Raw genomic sequence first — 15,411 nt, forward strand, 5'->3', positions numbered from 1 at the left:
GACCTTTCTTTGGAGGCCACCTCAGCTTTTGGGGTGACCTTTACGCCATTCAAAGTTCTCCAGTTCCACGTTGATGGCGTTGGTGGAGATCTGGATTTCCCACAGCGAATACACCAGCGACAGGGACAGCAGCACCAGGCTGATGCCGAAGGCGATAACACCCGGGGGTTGCAGCTCCAGGAACAGCAGGAACATCGACACCGTGCACAGCAGGAAGCTCAACACGCCGAAGGCCTGCATGCGTTTGGTCAGCACAATACGCTTGCGCAGAGCGGAAAGCTGGCGCTCGATCAGCGCGTGATCTTCCTCGGTATCCATTTCCTTGAGTTTGCGAATGAGCTGGGCCAGCACCAGGAAACGGTTGGTGTAGGCCAGAAGCAGCAACGAAATCGCCGGGAACAGCAGGGCCGGTGTGGTGAGATCCAAGAGTAAATGCTCCTTTTACGATTGACGTCTGTGCGTGTGTTGCAGCGCCCGTGTCATGCGTTCCATGGTGCCCCCGCCATAACGCCAGAAGTGCCAGTATAACGGCACTTCCAGGTATTGGTCCGGGGCAATGGAGACGAGCGTGCCGGCATCCAGTTCGGCGCGGGCCTGTATTTCGGGAATCATACCGTAACCGAGGCCGGCCAGTGCCATTTTCACAAACCCTTCCGAGGAAGGACATAAGTGATGTGGGAAAGCGTTGCGGAAACCGCATTGGGCCAGGAACCGGTGTTGCAACTGGTCATTGGGGCCGAACACGATGGCCGGGGCGTGGCGCAGGGCGGTTTCGGTGAGCCCCTCGGGGAAGTAACGGGCCACGTAGTCCGGGGTTGCCAGCGGGCGGTAGATCATCGCGCCCAGCGGCAGGCAGCGGGCTCCGGCCACTGGCTGCGGGCTGCTGCACAGGCAGGCGGCCACATCGCCTTCGCGCATGCGGCGCAAGCCTACGTCCTGATCTTCAATCACCAGATCCAGCAGCAGGCTCTCTTCCTGGCAGAAATCGGCGATGGCGTCCGCCCACCAGGTGGCCAGGCTGTCGGCGTTCAGGGCGATGCGCAGGCGGGCCGAGGGTTCGGTGAGCGAGGGCAGGGTGCTGGTCAGGTCCCGTTCCAGCAAGCGTACCTGCTGGAAGTGATTGAGCAGGCGCTGGCCCACCGGCGTGGCCTTGAGTTCGGGGCTTCGGACCAGCACCGGCTGGCCCAGCCGAATTTCCAGGGTGCGCAGGCGCTGGGAGATGGCGGATTGGCTGATGCCAAGGGCATCGCCGGCCCGGTCAAAGCCGCCGTGTTCCAGTACCGTGGCGAGGGCTTCGAGCAGTTTGTAATCAATCATAAGTAGAACTTATGCGGCATTAGCAGGATGAATTTCAAGTATACACGCCAGGCGGTATGCTGCCCGGAAATTTCAGGGAGGTGAGCATGCTGGAGAGTTATCTGACAGGGCTGGTGGTGTGTGGCGGTATCATTATTGCCATCGGTGCCCAGAATGCCTACGTGCTCGGCCAGTCGATCCGCCGGGAGCACCACTGGTGGTCGGCCGGGCTGTGCATGACCTCCGATGTCATTCTCTTCACCCTGGGCATGTTTGGTGTGAGCGCGGCACTGATGGCCATGCCCCAGGCGCTGGAAATCCTGCGCTGGTTGGGCGTGGCGTTCCTGGGTTGGCTGGCACTGCAGGCGCTGGTGCGGGCCGGGTGGGGGCGTGTTGCCCTGGAAACCGATAACGCTACCCAGCGCAGCGTCAAAGGCGTGGTGTTCACCACGTTGGCGGTTACGTTATTCAATCCCCAGGTCTACCTGGATACCCTGCTACTGATTCCTTCCATCGGAGCCCAGCAGGAAGACGCGACCAGCTTCGTGGCCGGTGCCAGCAGTGCTTCGATAATCTGGTTCAGCGGCCTGGCCTGGTTTGGCTCCACCCTGGCGCCGATCCTGTCAAAACCCGCCGCGTGGCGTGTGATTGATGGGCTGATCGGCCTGATGATGGCGGCCATTGCCCTGCAGCTGGCGATTGCCGGGTTGTAGAGGTTTGCTAGCGGTTGGGCAGGAACCGGCGTGCGCTGCTCAGGCGGTTCCGCCAGTAATACCCATTAAGCTCCGATTCGGTAACGCCAACCGATGAGGACGCGTGAATAAACCGGTTATCGCCCATGTAGATGCCGGCGTGTTGCTCCTTACCCTTGATGCGGAAGAACACAATGTCGCCGGGGGCGATGTTCTCCGGTGATACCGGCTGGCCCTGTTGCAACATTTGCCCAGTGGTGCGCGGCAGGCGACGATTCAGCCCTTCCCGGTAGGCGGTGTTGATAAAGCCGGAGCAATCAAACCCGCTGCCGGACATGCCGCCGTATCGGTAGGGCGTTCCCTGGTAGCGCTCGAACACCTGCCAGAGTTTCTGTGTGGTTTCCGAATTGCTTGCCGAAGCCGTTGGTGCTGATTGTCGGTCGGTCTGGCTGTGGTGCATCTGGCCGCCACCGGCGCAGCCGCCCAGTATCAGCGTCACCAGGGCCAGCGTAAGGAGATTGGGCAGGCGCATGGAGTAATCCTTAACAATTTGTATAGTTTCCACTTTATTACGCCGGGCGGGGATTGTCAGGTTACGGTTCGTAGCTTTTGTTAGGGAAATTGCAGGTTAAAGACAAGAAAAGGGCCGGCGGACCGGCCCCGTGAGGATTACTTTTCAAGCAGTTTGAAGAATTTCGCGAGCCAGTCCGGGTGAGCCGGCCAGGCGGGGGCGGTGACCAGATTGCCATCGGTAACGGCCTGGTCAACGTTAATGTCGGCAAAGCTGCCACCGGCCAGTTCCACTTCCGGCTGGCAGGCCGGGTAGGCTGAACACTGGCGCCCCTTGAGGACCCCGGCTGCTGCCAGCAGCTGAGCCCCATGGCAGATTGCTGCCACCGGCTTGTCGTTGTCGAAGAAGTGGCGAATCAGGTCCAGCACGTTCTTGTTCAGGCGCAGGTATTCCGGTGCGCGACCGCCGGGAATGACCAGGGCGTCGTAATCCGCCGGGTTCAGTCCCTCAAAATCCGCATTCAGGGCAAAACGGTGGCCCGGCTTTTCGGTGTAGGTCTGGTCGCCCTCAAAATCGTGAATGGCCGTGGCAACCGTGTCGCCTTCTTTCTTGTCCGGGCACACCGCGTGAACCGAATGGCCTACGGCCTGCAGTGCCTGGAAGGGCACCATGGTTTCGTAGTCTTCGGTGAAATCACCGGTGATCATCAGAATCTTCTTCGCGCTCATGGTTTCTCCCTCAGTTGGTCGGGTGAGTTTCAGAGTGATTCGGAGACTCTCTAGAAACATAGCAGCCGGCGTGAAAAAGGCAGCCGTGAAGAAGAAATCAGTGCTTGATGAATTACTGAGATTCCGACTCCACTTTTTCAAGGAACCGTTGGATATCCTCGAACGCTTCTTCGGCCTCCGGTAATTGCTGGCGAAACATGTGCCACACATGCACCAGCCCGGGCCAGATGTGCAGCTCCACCGGGGAGCCGGCATTCCGGGCACGGGTGGCGTAACGCCGGGCGTTATCCAGCAGTAGTTCCTGGTCGGTGGCGTGAATCAGCGTGGGCGGCAGGTTGGCCAGGTTACCCCGAAGCGGGGAGGCCGACGGGTTTGTCGGCGATAGCCGGAAGGCGAGCATGGTCAGCCACCAGCTAAGCCATCTGGGAACCTTTCCAATGGGGCCTGCCATGGGGCCCAGCAGGGCATCGGTGGCCAGGTTCTCGCGGTTGCTGGGTGCGGTCAGGGTGAGATCGGTGGATGGCGCCAAGGCCACGGCCGCATCGGCCTGGCGCAGGTTCTGGTCGCGCAGCCAGGCGATTAACGCCAGGGTGTGGCTGCCGCCCGCCGAATCGCCGGCCACCACCATGAACGATGCAGGTTCGGGACCATTGGGGCCGTTCTCCAGTAGCCAGCGGTAGGCCTCGCGGCAATCCTCCATGCCGTCCATGAAGCGGTGTTCCGGCATCAACCGGTAGTCCAGGGAGAACACGGCGGCGCCGGTTTTCTGCGCCAGTCGTTCGGTAATCGCGCGGTGGCTTCGCGGGCTGCCCACCAGCCAGCCGCCGCCGTGAATGTAAAGGATGCGTCGGGTGGTATCGGCGCCGGGAGCCAGTACCCACTCACCCGCTGGCTGGCTCTGGGGGCGAATCTCAGCGGTGATCTCCAGGTCGTCGTTCAGGTGGTCCATGAAGTGGCGCAATGCTTTCAGCTTGGCCATGCCCTTCATGGGCTTTACGGTCTCATGAAGTTCCCGAATCTGGGCCAGTACCTGTTTCAGGCCCTCGGAGGGCGACTGTTCGCGCACCGGGTGCCGGTTGTTATCCAGATAGGAAAGATCCTTGATGTGAAACAGAAACCGGGGGGCAATGGCCAGAATAGCCACGATGACGACAATGATTCCGACAATTTCCACGCTGTTCTCCTGAATTTTCCTTCACGCTGGCCAGCAAACGACCTTGGTTTTACCAAAACATTCGGAATGCCCTGCACTTCCTTGCGGCGGAAATGGCGTTGACCGCGAAGCGGCCTTTTGTGGTTCGGCTCTGCTGCTCGATGTATTGCTGAACCAGCCAGAGCGGAGCACCGCAGACTTCCTACCCTGTATGTAATTGGTGACAAGGACCAAATGCGTGTGGAGGATAAATAACGCAGCACCTGCCCGTTCTGTCGGTTTTTTTCGTGTCTACAGACCGGTTATACTCGAAAACATGAAACAGACCAAGACCCTCAAGGTTCGCGTGAAGGACACACACGCCGCCGACCTGAGCCGCATGGCTCGTTGCGTGAATTTCGTCTGGAACTACCTCAACGAACTGTCTGCCCGATCCATCCGGGAAAAGAGTCTATTTTTGTCTGCCTACGACATGGATCGCTATACCAGAGGGGCGAGTAAAGACTTGGGATTGCACTCTCAGACGCTCCAAGAGGTGTCGCGCGAGTACGCTACCCGCCGCAAGCAATTCAAGAAGTCCCGTCTGGCGTGGCGCAAGTCACGCGGCGTGCGCCGATCTCTTGGCTGGGTGCCATTCAAATCGGGATCGGCCAAATGGAAAAACGGGCAGGTTACCTTCAACGGCCAATACTTCAAGGTCTGGGACAGCTTTGGCTTTAGCCAGTATAAGTTTCGCTCTGGCAGCTTCAACGAGGACGCCCGAGGTCGCTGGTACTTCAACGTAGTGGTTGAGGTCGATGTTCAGCCGTCCGCCGGCCAAGGTGCGATTGGTGTCGACCTGGGGCTGAAGGACGTGGCGACCTGTAGCGATGGCGTGACGCTGGAGAATGGCCGTTTCTATCGCGACCTGGAAGACAAGCTGGTTATCGCGCAGAGGACTCGCAACAAGCGCCGTGTGCAGGCGATCCACGCTAAGATCAAGAACCGTCGCAAGGATGCCTTGCACAAGTTCTCCCGTCGGCTGGTTAATCAGCACGGTGAAATCTTGGTGGGTGATGTTTCACCCACCAAGCTCGCGAAGACCCGCATGGCCAAGTCGGTCCTGGATGCCGGCTGGGGCCAACTGAAGAGGATGCTGGAATACAAGTGCGATCACGCAGGCATCGTCTTCAGAGAGGTACGTGAGGCATACACCACCCGCACCTGTTCATCTTGCGGCTCGCTCAGCGGACCACGGGGTGTCAATGGGCTGCGAATAAGAGACTGAGAGTGCGTGGAGTGTGGTGTGCTCCACGACCGGGACGTGAACGCGGCCCGGAATATCCTCAGTCTCGGGACAGGACGTTGCCCTCCTGTAGTGGGAATCACGTCTCTATAGGGAGGTGAGGACGTCAAAGTTTATGCCCATAGGGTTGTTGTCAGCCAGTCAACAAAACTGATTTCAAAGGAGAATTCATGAGCACATCCAATGTTGTCGTGATTACCGGTGCCAACCGGGGCATCGGCCTGGAGTTGGCAAAACACTATGCCCGCGAAGGCCAGCAGGTTATTGGCGTGTGCCGTCAGTCGTCCGATGAACTGGCCGAAGTCGCAGCCGAGGTGGTGGACGGTGTTGATGTCACCACCGATGCCGGCATCGAGAAACTGAAGTCCGCCCTGGCGGGCAAGCAGATTGGGCTGCTGATCAATAACGCCGGGCTGATGCAGAACGAAGAGCTGGGCCAGATCGACTTTGATTCCATTCGTACCCAGATGGAAGTGAACGCCTACGGCCCGCTGCGGGTGATTGATGCGCTGCTGCCGCAGCTGGGCGAAGGCAGCAAGATCGGCAACATCACCAGCCGCATGGGCTCTATCGCTGATAACGATTCCGGCGGCAAGTATGGCTACCGTGCCTCGAAGGCGGCCCTGAATGCCTTCGGCAAATCCCTGTCGGTGGATCTGAAACCCAAGGGCATTGCTGTTGCGCAGTTGCACCCGGGCTATGTGCAGACTCGCATGGTGAACTTCGGCGGGTTTATCTCTCCGGAAGAAGCAGCCCAGGGGCTGGCCGAGCGCATTGCCAACCTGAACCTGGAGAACAGCGGTTCGTTCTGGCACAGCAACGGTGAAGAACTGCCCTGGTAAGCGGGGCGTTTAAAAGGAGTGACCGGCCATGCCCCGTGTCTTTTTCGGCCTGGAAGTGCCCGACACCGTCAAGAAGCGCCTGCTGGCGCTTCAGGGGCCGGTGAAGGGTGCCAAATGGCAGAACCGCAACCAGTTGCACCTGACTTTGGCCTTCCTTGGCACGGTGAACGAGGAAAGCGTGCCGGACCTGTGTCAGGCCGCCGCCGGTGTTGAGGCGCCGGCATTTGAATTATTGGTTGCCGGGCTGCACACCTTTGGCCAGGCCGAGCGTCCACGCAACCTGTGGGCCGGCGTTTCCGGTGACGAAGCCTTGAGAGACCTACAGCAACAGTTGGCTTCGCAGCTGGCGGAGGCGGGCTTTGAGTCAGGACATTCCGGGTTTCAGCCCCATATCACCATTGCCCGGTTCCGCAAGCAGCCAGGTTCCGTAGCCCCGCTATTGGATGAACACGGCGATGAACGCTTCGGGCCCATGCCGGTCACCGAGTTTGTACTGTTCGAGAGTACCCCCGGGCACTCGGGCTCCGTCTATACAGCGATCGAACGCTTTCCGCTCGCCGGGCCGCTTGACGAAACTGGGACTCACGACCAATGATGAGGACAGACTCTCGCTGGTTGTGAGGTAGGTATGTGCCCACCCTTTTCGGACCCTGATCAACGCCTTTACGTTCGTAACGCCACCCTTGCCGATATTCCCGGCATTATCGCCCTGAGTCGCCGTGTGTATGAAGGCACGGGCATGTATGGCTATACCCGGGGGCCTTTGACCGGCCAACTGAACACCTTCCCGGAAGGGCAGTTCGTTGCCATGCTGGGCGACGAGGTGGTGGGATATTGCGCCACCTTCCGCATTGCTGGGGAGATTGCCCTGGCCCCGCACGACTGGACATCGATCACCGGCAACGGCTACGCCTCGCGCCATGACCCGGAAGGTGACTGGCTCTACGGCATGGAAGTCTGTGTGGACCCGGAATGCCGTGGCTACCGCATTGGCGAGCGCCTGTACAACGAGCGCAAACGCCTCTGCCAGGATCTGGAACTACAGGGGGTGGTTTTTGCTGGCCGGCTGCCCAGCCTGCATCAGCGACTGAAGAAGTATCCTTCGGTGGAAGCCTATGTGGAGGCCATCAAAAGCAAGGAACAGAAAGACGCCGTGCTGTCGTTCCAGCTCCACCAGGGTTTTGAGATTCATGGGTTGATTCCCCACTACCTGGATGCCGATCGGGATTCCCTGGGCTATGGCATTCACCTGATCTGGCGCAATCCCAAGGTCGCCCGGCACGAGGACAACGAAAAGCCCAAGCGGTACGGGCATCGCATGCCGGACACCGTGCGCATTGGCACCGTGCAGTACCAGCAGCGGCCGGTGGCCTCGTTTGCTGAGTTCAGTGAGATTGTTCGCTACTTCGTGGATGTGGTGTCCAACTACAAGGGCGATTTCGTGGTGTTTCCCGAGCTGTTCACCCTGCAGTTGTTGTCTATCGAGGCCCGGCGGGGCAGTCCGGCGGAATCCTTTGCCGCCGTCACCCATTATGCCGAGCGTTATCGTGAGCTGATGCGGGACCTGGCCCTGCGCTACAACATCAACATTATTGCCGGCTCCACCCCGGTGCGGGAGGAAGACGGCTCCATTCGCAACATGGGCCATGTATTCCTGCGCGATGGGCAGGTGTTCACCCAGCCCAAGATTCACCCCACCCCCAATGAAACCTACTGGTGGAACGTGCGCGGTGGCGACCGGGTCAACGCCATTGAGACCGACTGCGGCACCATCGGGGTGTTGATCTGTTACGACGCGGAATTTCCCGAGCTGGCCCGGCATCTGGTGGACCAGGGTGTGAGCATCATCTTCGTGCCCTTCTGTACCGATGAACGCCAGAGCTACCTGCGGGTGCGTTACTGCTGCCAGGCCCGCGCGGTGGAAAACCAGGTGTACGTGGTGATGTCCGGCAACGTGGGTAACCTGCCGGAAGTGCCAAACATGGAAATCCAGTACGGCCAGAGCTGCATCCTCACGCCCTGCGATTTTCCCTTCGCCCGGGATGGCATCGCGGCGGATACCGACGCCAACGTTGAGACCGTGGCGTTTGCTGACCTGAGGCCGGAAACCCTGCTGACGGCCAGGAACAGTGGCACGGTGAAGAACCTGCAGGATCGCCGGCACGACCTGTACAGTGTGAACTGGCGCGGCGAGTAGCGGCCGGCCGTTCCTTGTGCGGGAGTGGTACTTTTCGCTGGGTAGCACTGGCGGCCCGTCTCTGCCATATTGTCCGCCGACCCGTTGCCTCTCAAAACAATAAGTTCAGGGATTTTATGGAAAAAGCTCGTATCACCATTGTCGCCGTCACCGGCATTATTCTTTTCTTTCTCGCCAATTACCTGTTCCGGTTCCTGCTGGGGATCACCGGGCCGCTGGTGTCACTGATTCTGGCCGCAGTGATCGCACTGCACATGGCCTTCTCCCTGGCCAAGACCCTTGAACGTGTGCCAAGCAAGGAAGAGAAAGCCCGATTCCTGTGGATCTACGGCGGCTTTATTGGCGCCCTGTTCGCCGCCTTTGCCGGCTGGCTGTTCCTGGGCGAAGGGCTGGATGCGGTCACTTTTGCCACCTTGTTCCTGCATTACCTGCCGTACCCCGCGCTGGCCCATGTGTGCCTGTCTGAAGGCGTGATGGGCCGGTTTCTCAAGAAAAAAGGCGGGTCCTGAACCCGGGAGTGCCGAGATTGACAGACTTGCGCCTGGAAGAGGTCTCCGTCGGTAGCCTGGAAAACGTGGGGCTGGATGTCGGGGCCGGAGAAGTGGTCTGCCTTTCCGGGCCCTCCGGCAGCGGTAAAAGCCGGCTGTTGCGGGCGGTAGCCGACCTGGAGCCCCACCAAGGGCGCGTATTCCTGGGCGATACCGAGCAGGCCTCCGTGCCGGCTCACCACTGGCGCAAACAGGTAATGCTGGTGCCGGCCGACAGTCAGTGGTGGTTTGACGAGGTGGGCGCCCACTTTCCCGAGGCCTGCCGTCAGCAGGTGCCCGAGGCCCTGGGCTTTGCCCCGGAAGTCATGCACTGGACCATCAGCCGTCTGTCCTCTGGCGAACGTCAGCGCCTGGCCCTGTGGCGGGCGCTGGCATTGGAACCGAGCGCCCTGTTGCTGGATGAACCCACCGCCAACCTGGACCATGACCTGAGCCTTGCCGTGGAGGAGTGGTTGCTGGCGGAAATCCGGACCCGCCAGATGCCCGTGCTCTGGGTGGCCCATGACCGGGCGCAGATTCAGCGGGTGGCCGACCGGCACCTGCACATTGTGGGCAACACCCTGGAGCCGATCCATGGAAGTGATTGATCTGGCCTGGTGGAAGCTGGCCCTGGCGGCATTGCTGATTGTCGCGCTGGCCGGTGTCAGCCTTTACGCGCGACTGGGAGTGACCCGCAGCCTGCTGGTGGCGGCGGCCCGGACCGGGATTCAGTTGGCCCTGATTGGCCTGGTGCTGGAGGCCCTGTTCGCCTCCGCGGAACTCTACTGGATTGCGCTATTGTCCCTGGTGATGTTGCTGGTGGCCGGACGTGAAGTGATGGCCCGGCAGAAGCGTCGCCTCTATGGCGTGTGGGCCTTTGGCGTGGGCACCGGGGCGATGTTTGTATCGTCCTTCGCCGTGACCATTCTGGCATTGACGGTCATTATCGGCCCCAGCCCCTGGTATACCCCGCAATATGCCATTCCATTACTGGGCATGATGCTGGGCAACACCATGACCGGCGTGGCGTTGAGCCTGGATCGCCTCAACGACTCGGTCTGGAGCCAGAGAGCGGTGATCGAAAACCGATTGATGCTGGGCCAGAGCTGGCGCGAGGCCATGGAAGGCATTCGGGTGGAAGCCATGCGCAGTGGCATGATGCCCTTGATCAACGCCATGGCGGCAGCCGGCATTGTCAGCCTGCCGGGCATGATGACCGGTCAGATTCTTGCGGGCAGCCCACCGGCGGTGGCGGTGAAATACCAGATCCTGGTGATGCTGCTGATTACGGTCGGGACCGGCTTCGGGACATTGATGGCGGTGAGCTGGGGCAGCCGCCGTCTATTCGACGACCGCGAGCGGCTGCGCTTGGACCGGCTAATCAAGACAGAACATTGATTTGCGATGGTCTCCGCAAGTTATTTGTTGTTATAGTATAACATTTATGGAGGCCCAGCCCGATGCCTGACTCGTCCCGCACCATTCCCACCAACCTGATCCTCGGGTTTCTCGGTGTTGGTAAAACCACCGCCATTCTTGATCTGCTCAAACAGAAGCCGGCGGAGGAACGCTGGGCGGTGCTGGTGAACGAATTTGGTGAAGTGGGTATTGATGGCGCCATGCTGGAGGTGGAGGGTGCCTTCGTCCGGGAAGTGCCGGGTGGGTGTATGTGCTGCGTGGCGGGCCTGCCCATGCAGATCGGCCTGAACCAGCTGATTCAACGGGCCCGGCCGGACCGTCTGCTGATTGAACCGACCGGGCTTGGCCATCCGTCCCAGATTCTGGACACACTGACCACTGAACATTACCAGGACGTGCTCTCGCTGGGGCCGGTACTGACGCTGGTAGACCCGCGCAAGCTGGAAGATCCCCGCGTGCTGGAAAACGTGCACTTCCGTGACCAGGTGGCCGCGACGGATATCCTGGTGGCAAATAAGACTGATCTCTGCAGCACCCGGCAGTTGGCCGCCTTCGACCGCTGGGCCAGTGAACTTGATCCGCCCAAGCAGCACGTTTTTCACACGCAACAGGGCCAGCTGGCACCGGCTTGGCTGGATGGCCGGGCGGATTCCCGGGCGGTGAGCACACCGCACGCGCATCAGCACCACAGCCCACGAGAGGTGGCGCCCGCCCCGGATATTCAGACAAAGCCCTGGCAACGGGTCAGTAACCAGGGCCAGGGACATTTCAGTCTGGGGTGGCGAGTTCATCCGGATGTCGTGTTCGATGAAAACCGGCTGATGGCGCTGGCGGGCGATGAACGGATTGTCCGGTTCAAGGCGGTGGTGAACACCCCGGAGGGCTGGCGGGTCATTAACGTGGTGGACGGTGCGCTGTCGGTCTTTGATTCGGAGGCTCGGGACATGAGTCGCATTGAGCTGATCAGTGCCAGCGAGCTCAACGCCGATGAGCTGGACCGTGCTATTCGCGTAGCGGCGGGACGGAGTACTCTGGATGAGTGAGCTGGCCCAATGCCCGGTGTGTCGGGTCTCGAGGCTGCTCCCGTTTCGTCGCGTGGGGGATCAGGTTTACCTGCGCTGCCCGAACTGCGAGGCCACGGTGATGGCGCCCGAATCCCGACTTACGGCCGAGGATGAGAAAGGCATCTACGAGCTGCACGATAACGACCCGGCCGATGCCGGCTACCGTCGTTTCCTGTCAAAGCTGGCGGAGCCTTTGATGGCGCAACTTCCAGAGGGTGCCCGAGGCCTGGATTTTGGCTGTGGCCCGGGCCCGGCGCTGGCACGGATGTTCACTGAAGCCGGCTTTGACATGGCGCTGTACGACCCGTTTTTCCACCCGGACCCGACCGCACTGCGTGCCCGCTACGATTTCATTACCTGCACCGAGGTGGTGGAGCACCTGCACCAGCCGGCTGAGGTGTTTGACCAGTTGGACGGCCTGCTCAAACCCGGTGGCTGGCTGGGGATCATGACCTGCTTTCAGACCGACGATGCCCGTTTTGACAACTGGCACTATCGCCGGGACCCAACCCATGTGGTGTTCTACCGGGAAGCAACCTTTGAATGGCTCGCGAGCCATTACGGCTGGCGCCTGGAGATTCCCCGCAAGGACGTGGTGTTACTGCAGAAACGCTAGTGTCCCGTTTGGTGGATTCATTGACGGGACATTAGTCCGATGGGCAGGTTGGTAATGCTGGGCAATCGCCGGCTGTTGAAGACCCGACTGGCTGAGGTTCGTTACCGAACACATCTGGCGCAAGGCTTCCAGCGCAGGCTTTGGCTCGCAGGGCCATGGCTTCACAGCCCTGGGCTTCGAGCGTGTAACCCAGGTTGTTCCATGCGGCGGCAAAGTCAGGGAACTGTTTGACGGCGCGGAGGAAATGGTCGGTGGCTTCTTCCACCCTGTTCTGGCTAAAGGCCAGATTTCCCTGGGCCATGATGGGTGTCGGGTTGTCCGGCCATTTTGCTTCGGCGGTCTGGTAGGCGCTTAGGGCTGCGTTGGAGTTGTTGCTCGCCTCCAGGTCATGGGCGGCCCGCAGGTAGGGCAGTCGTTGGGCGGTTGCCGGGGCCTGTGTCGGAGGCACGGTCACCACGGCCCAACGCTCGGCCCGGTCCCAGGTGGCCATGAATGCCTCGTAGGGCATGGCGTATCGCTCCAGGGTGCCGGTGTTCAGAATCAGGGTTTCCTTTTTCCGGTCATAGCCGGTCACCACGGCAAAGTGCCATTGTGGCCACCAGTCCAGTCTCAGGTTTTGCAGGATCAGCACCGGGTTGCCCGCGGCCACTTCTTCTAGTACCGCACTCAGTTCCGGTTCCAGCGGATACACCAGCATGCCATGGGCCCTGGCGGTGGCGACCATTTCGACCTGCAATGAGCCTTGCCGGCCGGGAATGAAGACTTGCTCTTTCAGCCCTTCAGGGCGGGTGTCCAGACCTCGATGGTTCAGCATGGTGGCCAGGGCAGCGGGGCCGCACTGGTATTTTTCCTGGGGGAAGAACGGGACGTCGTCCACCAGTACCGTTGATGGTCGTTCGGTTGAGTCCTGAGTCGAGCCTGTTTCAGGCCAGGGGGGAGCGGAAGCGCAGCCGGCAAGGAGGCTGAGTGCCAGAATGGCACCCAACCCCCGGGCTAGATGACGGTGAATCATCTCAGGGTAAATGCTTAGCGTATGCAACGAACGAACGGGAAGATGTCGGTTGCACAGAGCATGTCGGTAACGATGAAGACCACAAAGAACAGCACGATGACGCCAACAACGCCTTCACCGGCTGGTGCTTGTGCGAGTTGCTGTTCAAAGTCCGCCAGTTCTGCGGGCGTCAGGTTGTTGATGCGTTCCGCCACAGTATCCTTACTGACGCCCAGCTCGGAGAGCTTGTCCTGAACTTCCTGTTTTTCCAGCATATTCAACAGTTGCTGCCGGTCCAATTGGGTTTGTTCCTGCTGGATCATATCGCCGGTGCTGACCATGGAGGCATTGGCAACGCTGGAAAAGGTGGTCGCCATCGCCAGTAGGGCAATCATAACGATTGAGACTTGCTTCAGATAAGCGCGTAGTTCAGACATTTCAGACCCTCCTCGGTTCTGTGTTGAATAAAGCGTAGGCAGAGTCAGTTGATGGTTCAAATTACTGAGAATCAATCCGAACTCTGCCCGGGAGGGAGCGGAGTATGTCAGGCGCTGACAAGGCGGTCTGTGACCAGTTCCGAAAAGTAGGTCAAAACCTTGCTTGCCGCCGGTGCCGGGGTGACCTCGGCAAGAAGCTGGGGCGCGTCCAAACCTTCTTTATCCAGGTCTGGCGTTTGCACTTCAAGATAAGCCTTCATGATCTGGTCGGTGAATTCGGGATGGAATTGCACGCCCCAGGCGCTGTCGCCGACGCGAAATGCCTGGTGGGGCTCAAAGCTGGAATTGGCCAGCAACACGGCTCCGGGTGGCAGTTCCAGCACGGACTGCTTGTGCGTCAGCTGGGCGGGGAACTGCGCCGGCAGGCGCTGAAAGATCGGGTCGTTTTGAGCGGTATCCAGCAGGGTGACCTGTTTGGTACCGGTGTCCCGGCCATCAGGATGAAATCCCACTTTGCCGCCCAGGGCATGGGCCAACAGCTGGTGGCCGTAACATACGCCCAAAACCGGTACCTGTGCTTCCACCGCTTGCCGCGTCCAGGCGGCGGCGTTCTCACTCCACTCGGCCCGTTCACTGACCATGGCTGGCGAACCAGTAATCACAACGCCGTCCCAGTCGGTTGGCTGGCCCGGGGGAGTCTCGCGGGTGACATCCACAACCGTCAGGTCGAGCTGATCCGAAAGCCCCCGCACGAACCAGGCGTCAAAGTCGCCGTATTGCTCCCGGATTTCCGGGTAGGTGGTGCCGGTTTTAAGAATCAGCACCTTCGGGGCCTGGTCAGTGGTCGGGGCTTTCATGCAGGGCTCCTGCTATCAGTCGTTGGCGGTTTCTTCCTGGGGCAGTTCGGCGCTGTGGTAAACGTTCTGCACGTCGTCCAGGTCGTTCAGCATGTCCATGAACTTCTCGAACAGCGGAATATCGTCGCCTTCCACCGGGGTGGTGGTCTTGGGCAGGAACTGGATTTCGTCGACATCAAACTCGATGCCCTCGAACGCGTCTTCCAGGGCCTGTTTGGCTTTGGCGTATTCGGTGTTCGGGGTAAAGACGGTGATCTTGCCGTCTTCTTGTTCGATGTCGGTGACATCCACGTCCGCTTCCATCAGGGCTTCCAGAACCGCTTCTTCATCGTCGCCGGCGAAAGCGAAGATGGCGCAGTGGTCAAACATGTGGGAGACGGCACCCGGGGTGCCAATCTTGCACTTTGTTTTGGTGAAGGCCAGGCGGACATCGCCGAAGGTTCGGTTGGGGTTGTCGGTCAGGCAATCGACAATGACCATGCAGTTGCCCGGGCCGTAGCCTTCGTAGCGGGCCGCTGCGTAGTCTTCACCGCCGCCGCCCTTGGCCTTGTCGATGGCCTTCTCAATAACATGAGCCGGAACCTGGTCTTTCTTGGCCCGTTCAATCAAACCACGAAGGGAAAGGTTGGCCTGGGGGTCTACACCGCCGGATTTGGCGCAAACGTAGATTTCACGCCCATACTTACTGTAAACCTTGGTTTTTGCCGCGGCCGTTTTGGCCATGGACTCTTTGCGGTTCTGGAACGCTCTGCCCATCGGTGGTGCCTCTCGGTTTTCCATCAAAAGAACGGATTTT

18 protein-coding genes and 1 pseudogene are annotated in these 15,411 nt (G+C 60.0%); 10 read left to right on the top strand and 9 right to left on the bottom strand.

Annotated elements, in window-relative coordinates; genetic code table 11:
* Window positions 1-21: 21 nt before the first annotated feature.
* Together BY454_RS12305 and BY454_RS12310 are read right to left on the bottom strand one after the other, a co-directional pair.
* A complete protein-coding gene (locus BY454_RS12305) occupies window positions 22-426 on the bottom strand; it encodes a DUF2721 domain-containing protein (RefSeq protein WP_104416773.1) in 405 nt (134 codons plus the stop codon).
* A gap of 15 nt (window positions 427-441) precedes the next feature.
* Complete coding sequence (locus BY454_RS12310) at window positions 442-1,317, bottom strand: LysR family transcriptional regulator ArgP (RefSeq protein WP_104416774.1); 876 nt, start codon at window positions 1,315-1,317, stop codon at window positions 442-444.
* An 86-nt stretch (window positions 1,318-1,403) separates the two neighbouring features.
* Between BY454_RS12310 and BY454_RS12315 the strand changes: the two genes are divergently transcribed.
* On the top strand, window positions 1,404-2,009 hold the full coding sequence (locus BY454_RS12315; protein WP_104416816.1) for a LysE/ArgO family amino acid transporter: 606 nt from the start codon (window positions 1,404-1,406) through the stop codon (window positions 2,007-2,009).
* Between the two features lie 7 nt (window positions 2,010-2,016).
* On the opposite strand, the gene BY454_RS12320 is transcribed toward BY454_RS12315, so the two are convergent.
* From BY454_RS12320 to BY454_RS12330, 3 genes are all read right to left on the bottom strand, one after another.
* Window positions 2,017-2,520: a C40 family peptidase gene (locus BY454_RS12320; RefSeq protein WP_104416775.1), complete on the bottom strand. Its 504-nt coding sequence runs from the start codon at window positions 2,518-2,520 to the stop codon at window positions 2,017-2,019.
* 137 nt (window positions 2,521-2,657) lie between these two features.
* Complete coding sequence (locus tag BY454_RS12325; protein ID WP_104416776.1) at window positions 2,658-3,227, bottom strand: DJ-1/PfpI family protein; 570 nt, start codon at window positions 3,225-3,227, stop codon at window positions 2,658-2,660.
* Between the two features lie 112 nt (window positions 3,228-3,339).
* Window positions 3,340-4,401: an alpha/beta hydrolase gene (locus BY454_RS12330; protein ID WP_258075647.1), complete on the bottom strand. Its 1,062-nt coding sequence runs from the start codon at window positions 4,399-4,401 to the stop codon at window positions 3,340-3,342.
* Between the two features lie 295 nt (window positions 4,402-4,696).
* Between BY454_RS12330 and BY454_RS12335 the strand changes: the two are divergent.
* The 9 genes and pseudogenes from BY454_RS12335 (at window position 4,697) to BY454_RS12375 (ending at window position 12,330) form a co-directional block, all read left to right on the top strand.
* Window positions 4,697-5,758, top strand: a pseudogene (locus tag BY454_RS12335) (RNA-guided endonuclease InsQ/TnpB family protein).
* Window positions 5,759-5,835: 77 nt separating this feature from the next.
* A complete protein-coding gene (locus BY454_RS12340) occupies window positions 5,836-6,507 on the top strand; it encodes an SDR family oxidoreductase (protein ID WP_104416777.1) in 672 nt (223 codons plus the stop codon).
* 28 nt (window positions 6,508-6,535) lie between these two features.
* The gene (thpR, locus tag BY454_RS12345) at window positions 6,536-7,102 is read left to right on the top strand and encodes an RNA 2',3'-cyclic phosphodiesterase (RefSeq protein ID WP_104416778.1); all 567 of its coding nucleotides are present in this window, start codon (window positions 6,536-6,538) and stop codon (window positions 7,100-7,102) included.
* Window positions 7,103-7,135: 33 nt separating this feature from the next.
* Window positions 7,136-8,704, top strand: a complete 1,569-nt coding sequence (locus BY454_RS12350; RefSeq protein ID WP_104416779.1) for a GNAT family N-acetyltransferase — start codon at window positions 7,136-7,138, stop codon at window positions 8,702-8,704.
* Between the two features lie 116 nt (window positions 8,705-8,820).
* A complete protein-coding gene (locus BY454_RS12355; protein ID WP_104416780.1) occupies window positions 8,821-9,213 on the top strand; it encodes a hypothetical protein in 393 nt (130 codons plus the stop codon).
* A gap of 8 nt (window positions 9,214-9,221) precedes the next feature.
* On the top strand, window positions 9,222-9,839 hold the full coding sequence (locus BY454_RS12360) for an ABC transporter ATP-binding protein (RefSeq protein WP_308471503.1): 618 nt from the start codon (window positions 9,222-9,224) through the stop codon (window positions 9,837-9,839).
* Window positions 9,826-10,629, top strand: coding sequence for an ABC transporter permease (locus BY454_RS12365; RefSeq protein ID WP_104416782.1), 804 nt, complete (start codon window positions 9,826-9,828; stop codon window positions 10,627-10,629). Before BY454_RS12360 ends, BY454_RS12365 begins: the two co-directional genes overlap by 14 nt.
* Window positions 10,630-10,691: 62 nt before the next feature.
* Window positions 10,692-11,693 (top strand): CobW family GTP-binding protein, encoded by a 1,002-nt coding sequence (locus tag BY454_RS12370; protein ID WP_104416783.1) that lies wholly within the window; start codon window positions 10,692-10,694, stop codon window positions 11,691-11,693.
* Window positions 11,686-12,330 (top strand): class I SAM-dependent methyltransferase, encoded by a 645-nt coding sequence (locus tag BY454_RS12375; RefSeq protein ID WP_104416784.1) that lies wholly within the window; start codon window positions 11,686-11,688, stop codon window positions 12,328-12,330. The genes BY454_RS12370 and BY454_RS12375 overlap by 8 nt, the downstream gene beginning before the upstream one ends.
* Before the next feature lie 31 nt (window positions 12,331-12,361).
* Here BY454_RS12375 and BY454_RS12380 read toward each other — a convergent pair whose 3' ends face one another.
* The 4 genes from BY454_RS12380 to BY454_RS12395 form a co-directional block, all read right to left on the bottom strand.
* Window positions 12,362-13,342, bottom strand: coding sequence for a PA2778 family cysteine peptidase (locus BY454_RS12380; protein ID WP_181049701.1), 981 nt, complete (start codon window positions 13,340-13,342; stop codon window positions 12,362-12,364).
* Window positions 13,343-13,356: 14 nt separating this feature from the next.
* A complete protein-coding gene (locus BY454_RS12385; RefSeq protein ID WP_104416785.1) occupies window positions 13,357-13,758 on the bottom strand; it encodes a PA2779 family protein in 402 nt (133 codons plus the stop codon).
* Window positions 13,759-13,865: 107 nt separating this feature from the next.
* Window positions 13,866-14,615, bottom strand: a complete 750-nt coding sequence (locus tag BY454_RS12390; RefSeq protein ID WP_104416786.1) for a glutamine amidotransferase — start codon at window positions 14,613-14,615, stop codon at window positions 13,866-13,868.
* A 15-nt stretch (window positions 14,616-14,630) separates the two neighbouring features.
* Window positions 14,631-15,371 (bottom strand): YebC/PmpR family DNA-binding transcriptional regulator, encoded by a 741-nt coding sequence (locus tag BY454_RS12395; RefSeq protein WP_104416787.1) that lies wholly within the window; start codon window positions 15,369-15,371, stop codon window positions 14,631-14,633.
* Window positions 15,372-15,411 lie beyond the last annotated feature (40 nt).

Origin of the sequence: Marinobacter persicus (assembly GCF_002934325.1) — a bacterium.
In the GTDB taxonomy this organism is placed as follows: domain Bacteria; phylum Pseudomonadota; class Gammaproteobacteria; order Pseudomonadales; family Oleiphilaceae; genus Marinobacter; species Marinobacter persicus_A.

Coding starts and splice junctions, on each gene's coding strand:
- BY454_RS12310 (WP_104416774.1), bottom strand. CDS start 1,317: ATGATTGATTACAAACTGCTCGAAGCCCTCGCCACGGTACTGGAACAC.
- BY454_RS12315 (WP_104416816.1), top strand. CDS start 1,404: ATGCTGGAGAGTTATCTGACAGGGCTGGTGGTGTGTGGCGGTATCATT.
- BY454_RS12320 (WP_104416775.1), bottom strand. CDS start 2,520: ATGCGCCTGCCCAATCTCCTTACGCTGGCCCTGGTGACGCTGATACTG.
- BY454_RS12325 (WP_104416776.1), bottom strand. CDS start 3,227: ATGAGCGCGAAGAAGATTCTGATGATCACCGGTGATTTCACCGAAGAC.
- BY454_RS12340 (WP_104416777.1), top strand. CDS start 5,836: ATGAGCACATCCAATGTTGTCGTGATTACCGGTGCCAACCGGGGCATC.
- thpR (WP_104416778.1), top strand. CDS start 6,536: ATGCCCCGTGTCTTTTTCGGCCTGGAAGTGCCCGACACCGTCAAGAAG.
- BY454_RS12350 (WP_104416779.1), top strand. CDS start 7,136: ATGTGCCCACCCTTTTCGGACCCTGATCAACGCCTTTACGTTCGTAAC.
- BY454_RS12355 (WP_104416780.1), top strand. CDS start 8,821: ATGGAAAAAGCTCGTATCACCATTGTCGCCGTCACCGGCATTATTCTT.
- BY454_RS12365 (WP_104416782.1), top strand. CDS start 9,826: ATGGAAGTGATTGATCTGGCCTGGTGGAAGCTGGCCCTGGCGGCATTG.
- BY454_RS12370 (WP_104416783.1), top strand. CDS start 10,692: ATGCCTGACTCGTCCCGCACCATTCCCACCAACCTGATCCTCGGGTTT.
- BY454_RS12375 (WP_104416784.1), top strand. CDS start 11,686: ATGAGTGAGCTGGCCCAATGCCCGGTGTGTCGGGTCTCGAGGCTGCTC.
- BY454_RS12380 (WP_181049701.1), bottom strand. CDS start 13,342: ATGATTCACCGTCATCTAGCCCGGGGGTTGGGTGCCATTCTGGCACTC.
- BY454_RS12385 (WP_104416785.1), bottom strand. CDS start 13,758: ATGTCTGAACTACGCGCTTATCTGAAGCAAGTCTCAATCGTTATGATT.
- BY454_RS12390 (WP_104416786.1), bottom strand. CDS start 14,615: ATGAAAGCCCCGACCACTGACCAGGCCCCGAAGGTGCTGATTCTTAAA.
- BY454_RS12395 (WP_104416787.1), bottom strand. CDS start 15,371: ATGGGCAGAGCGTTCCAGAACCGCAAAGAGTCCATGGCCAAAACGGCC.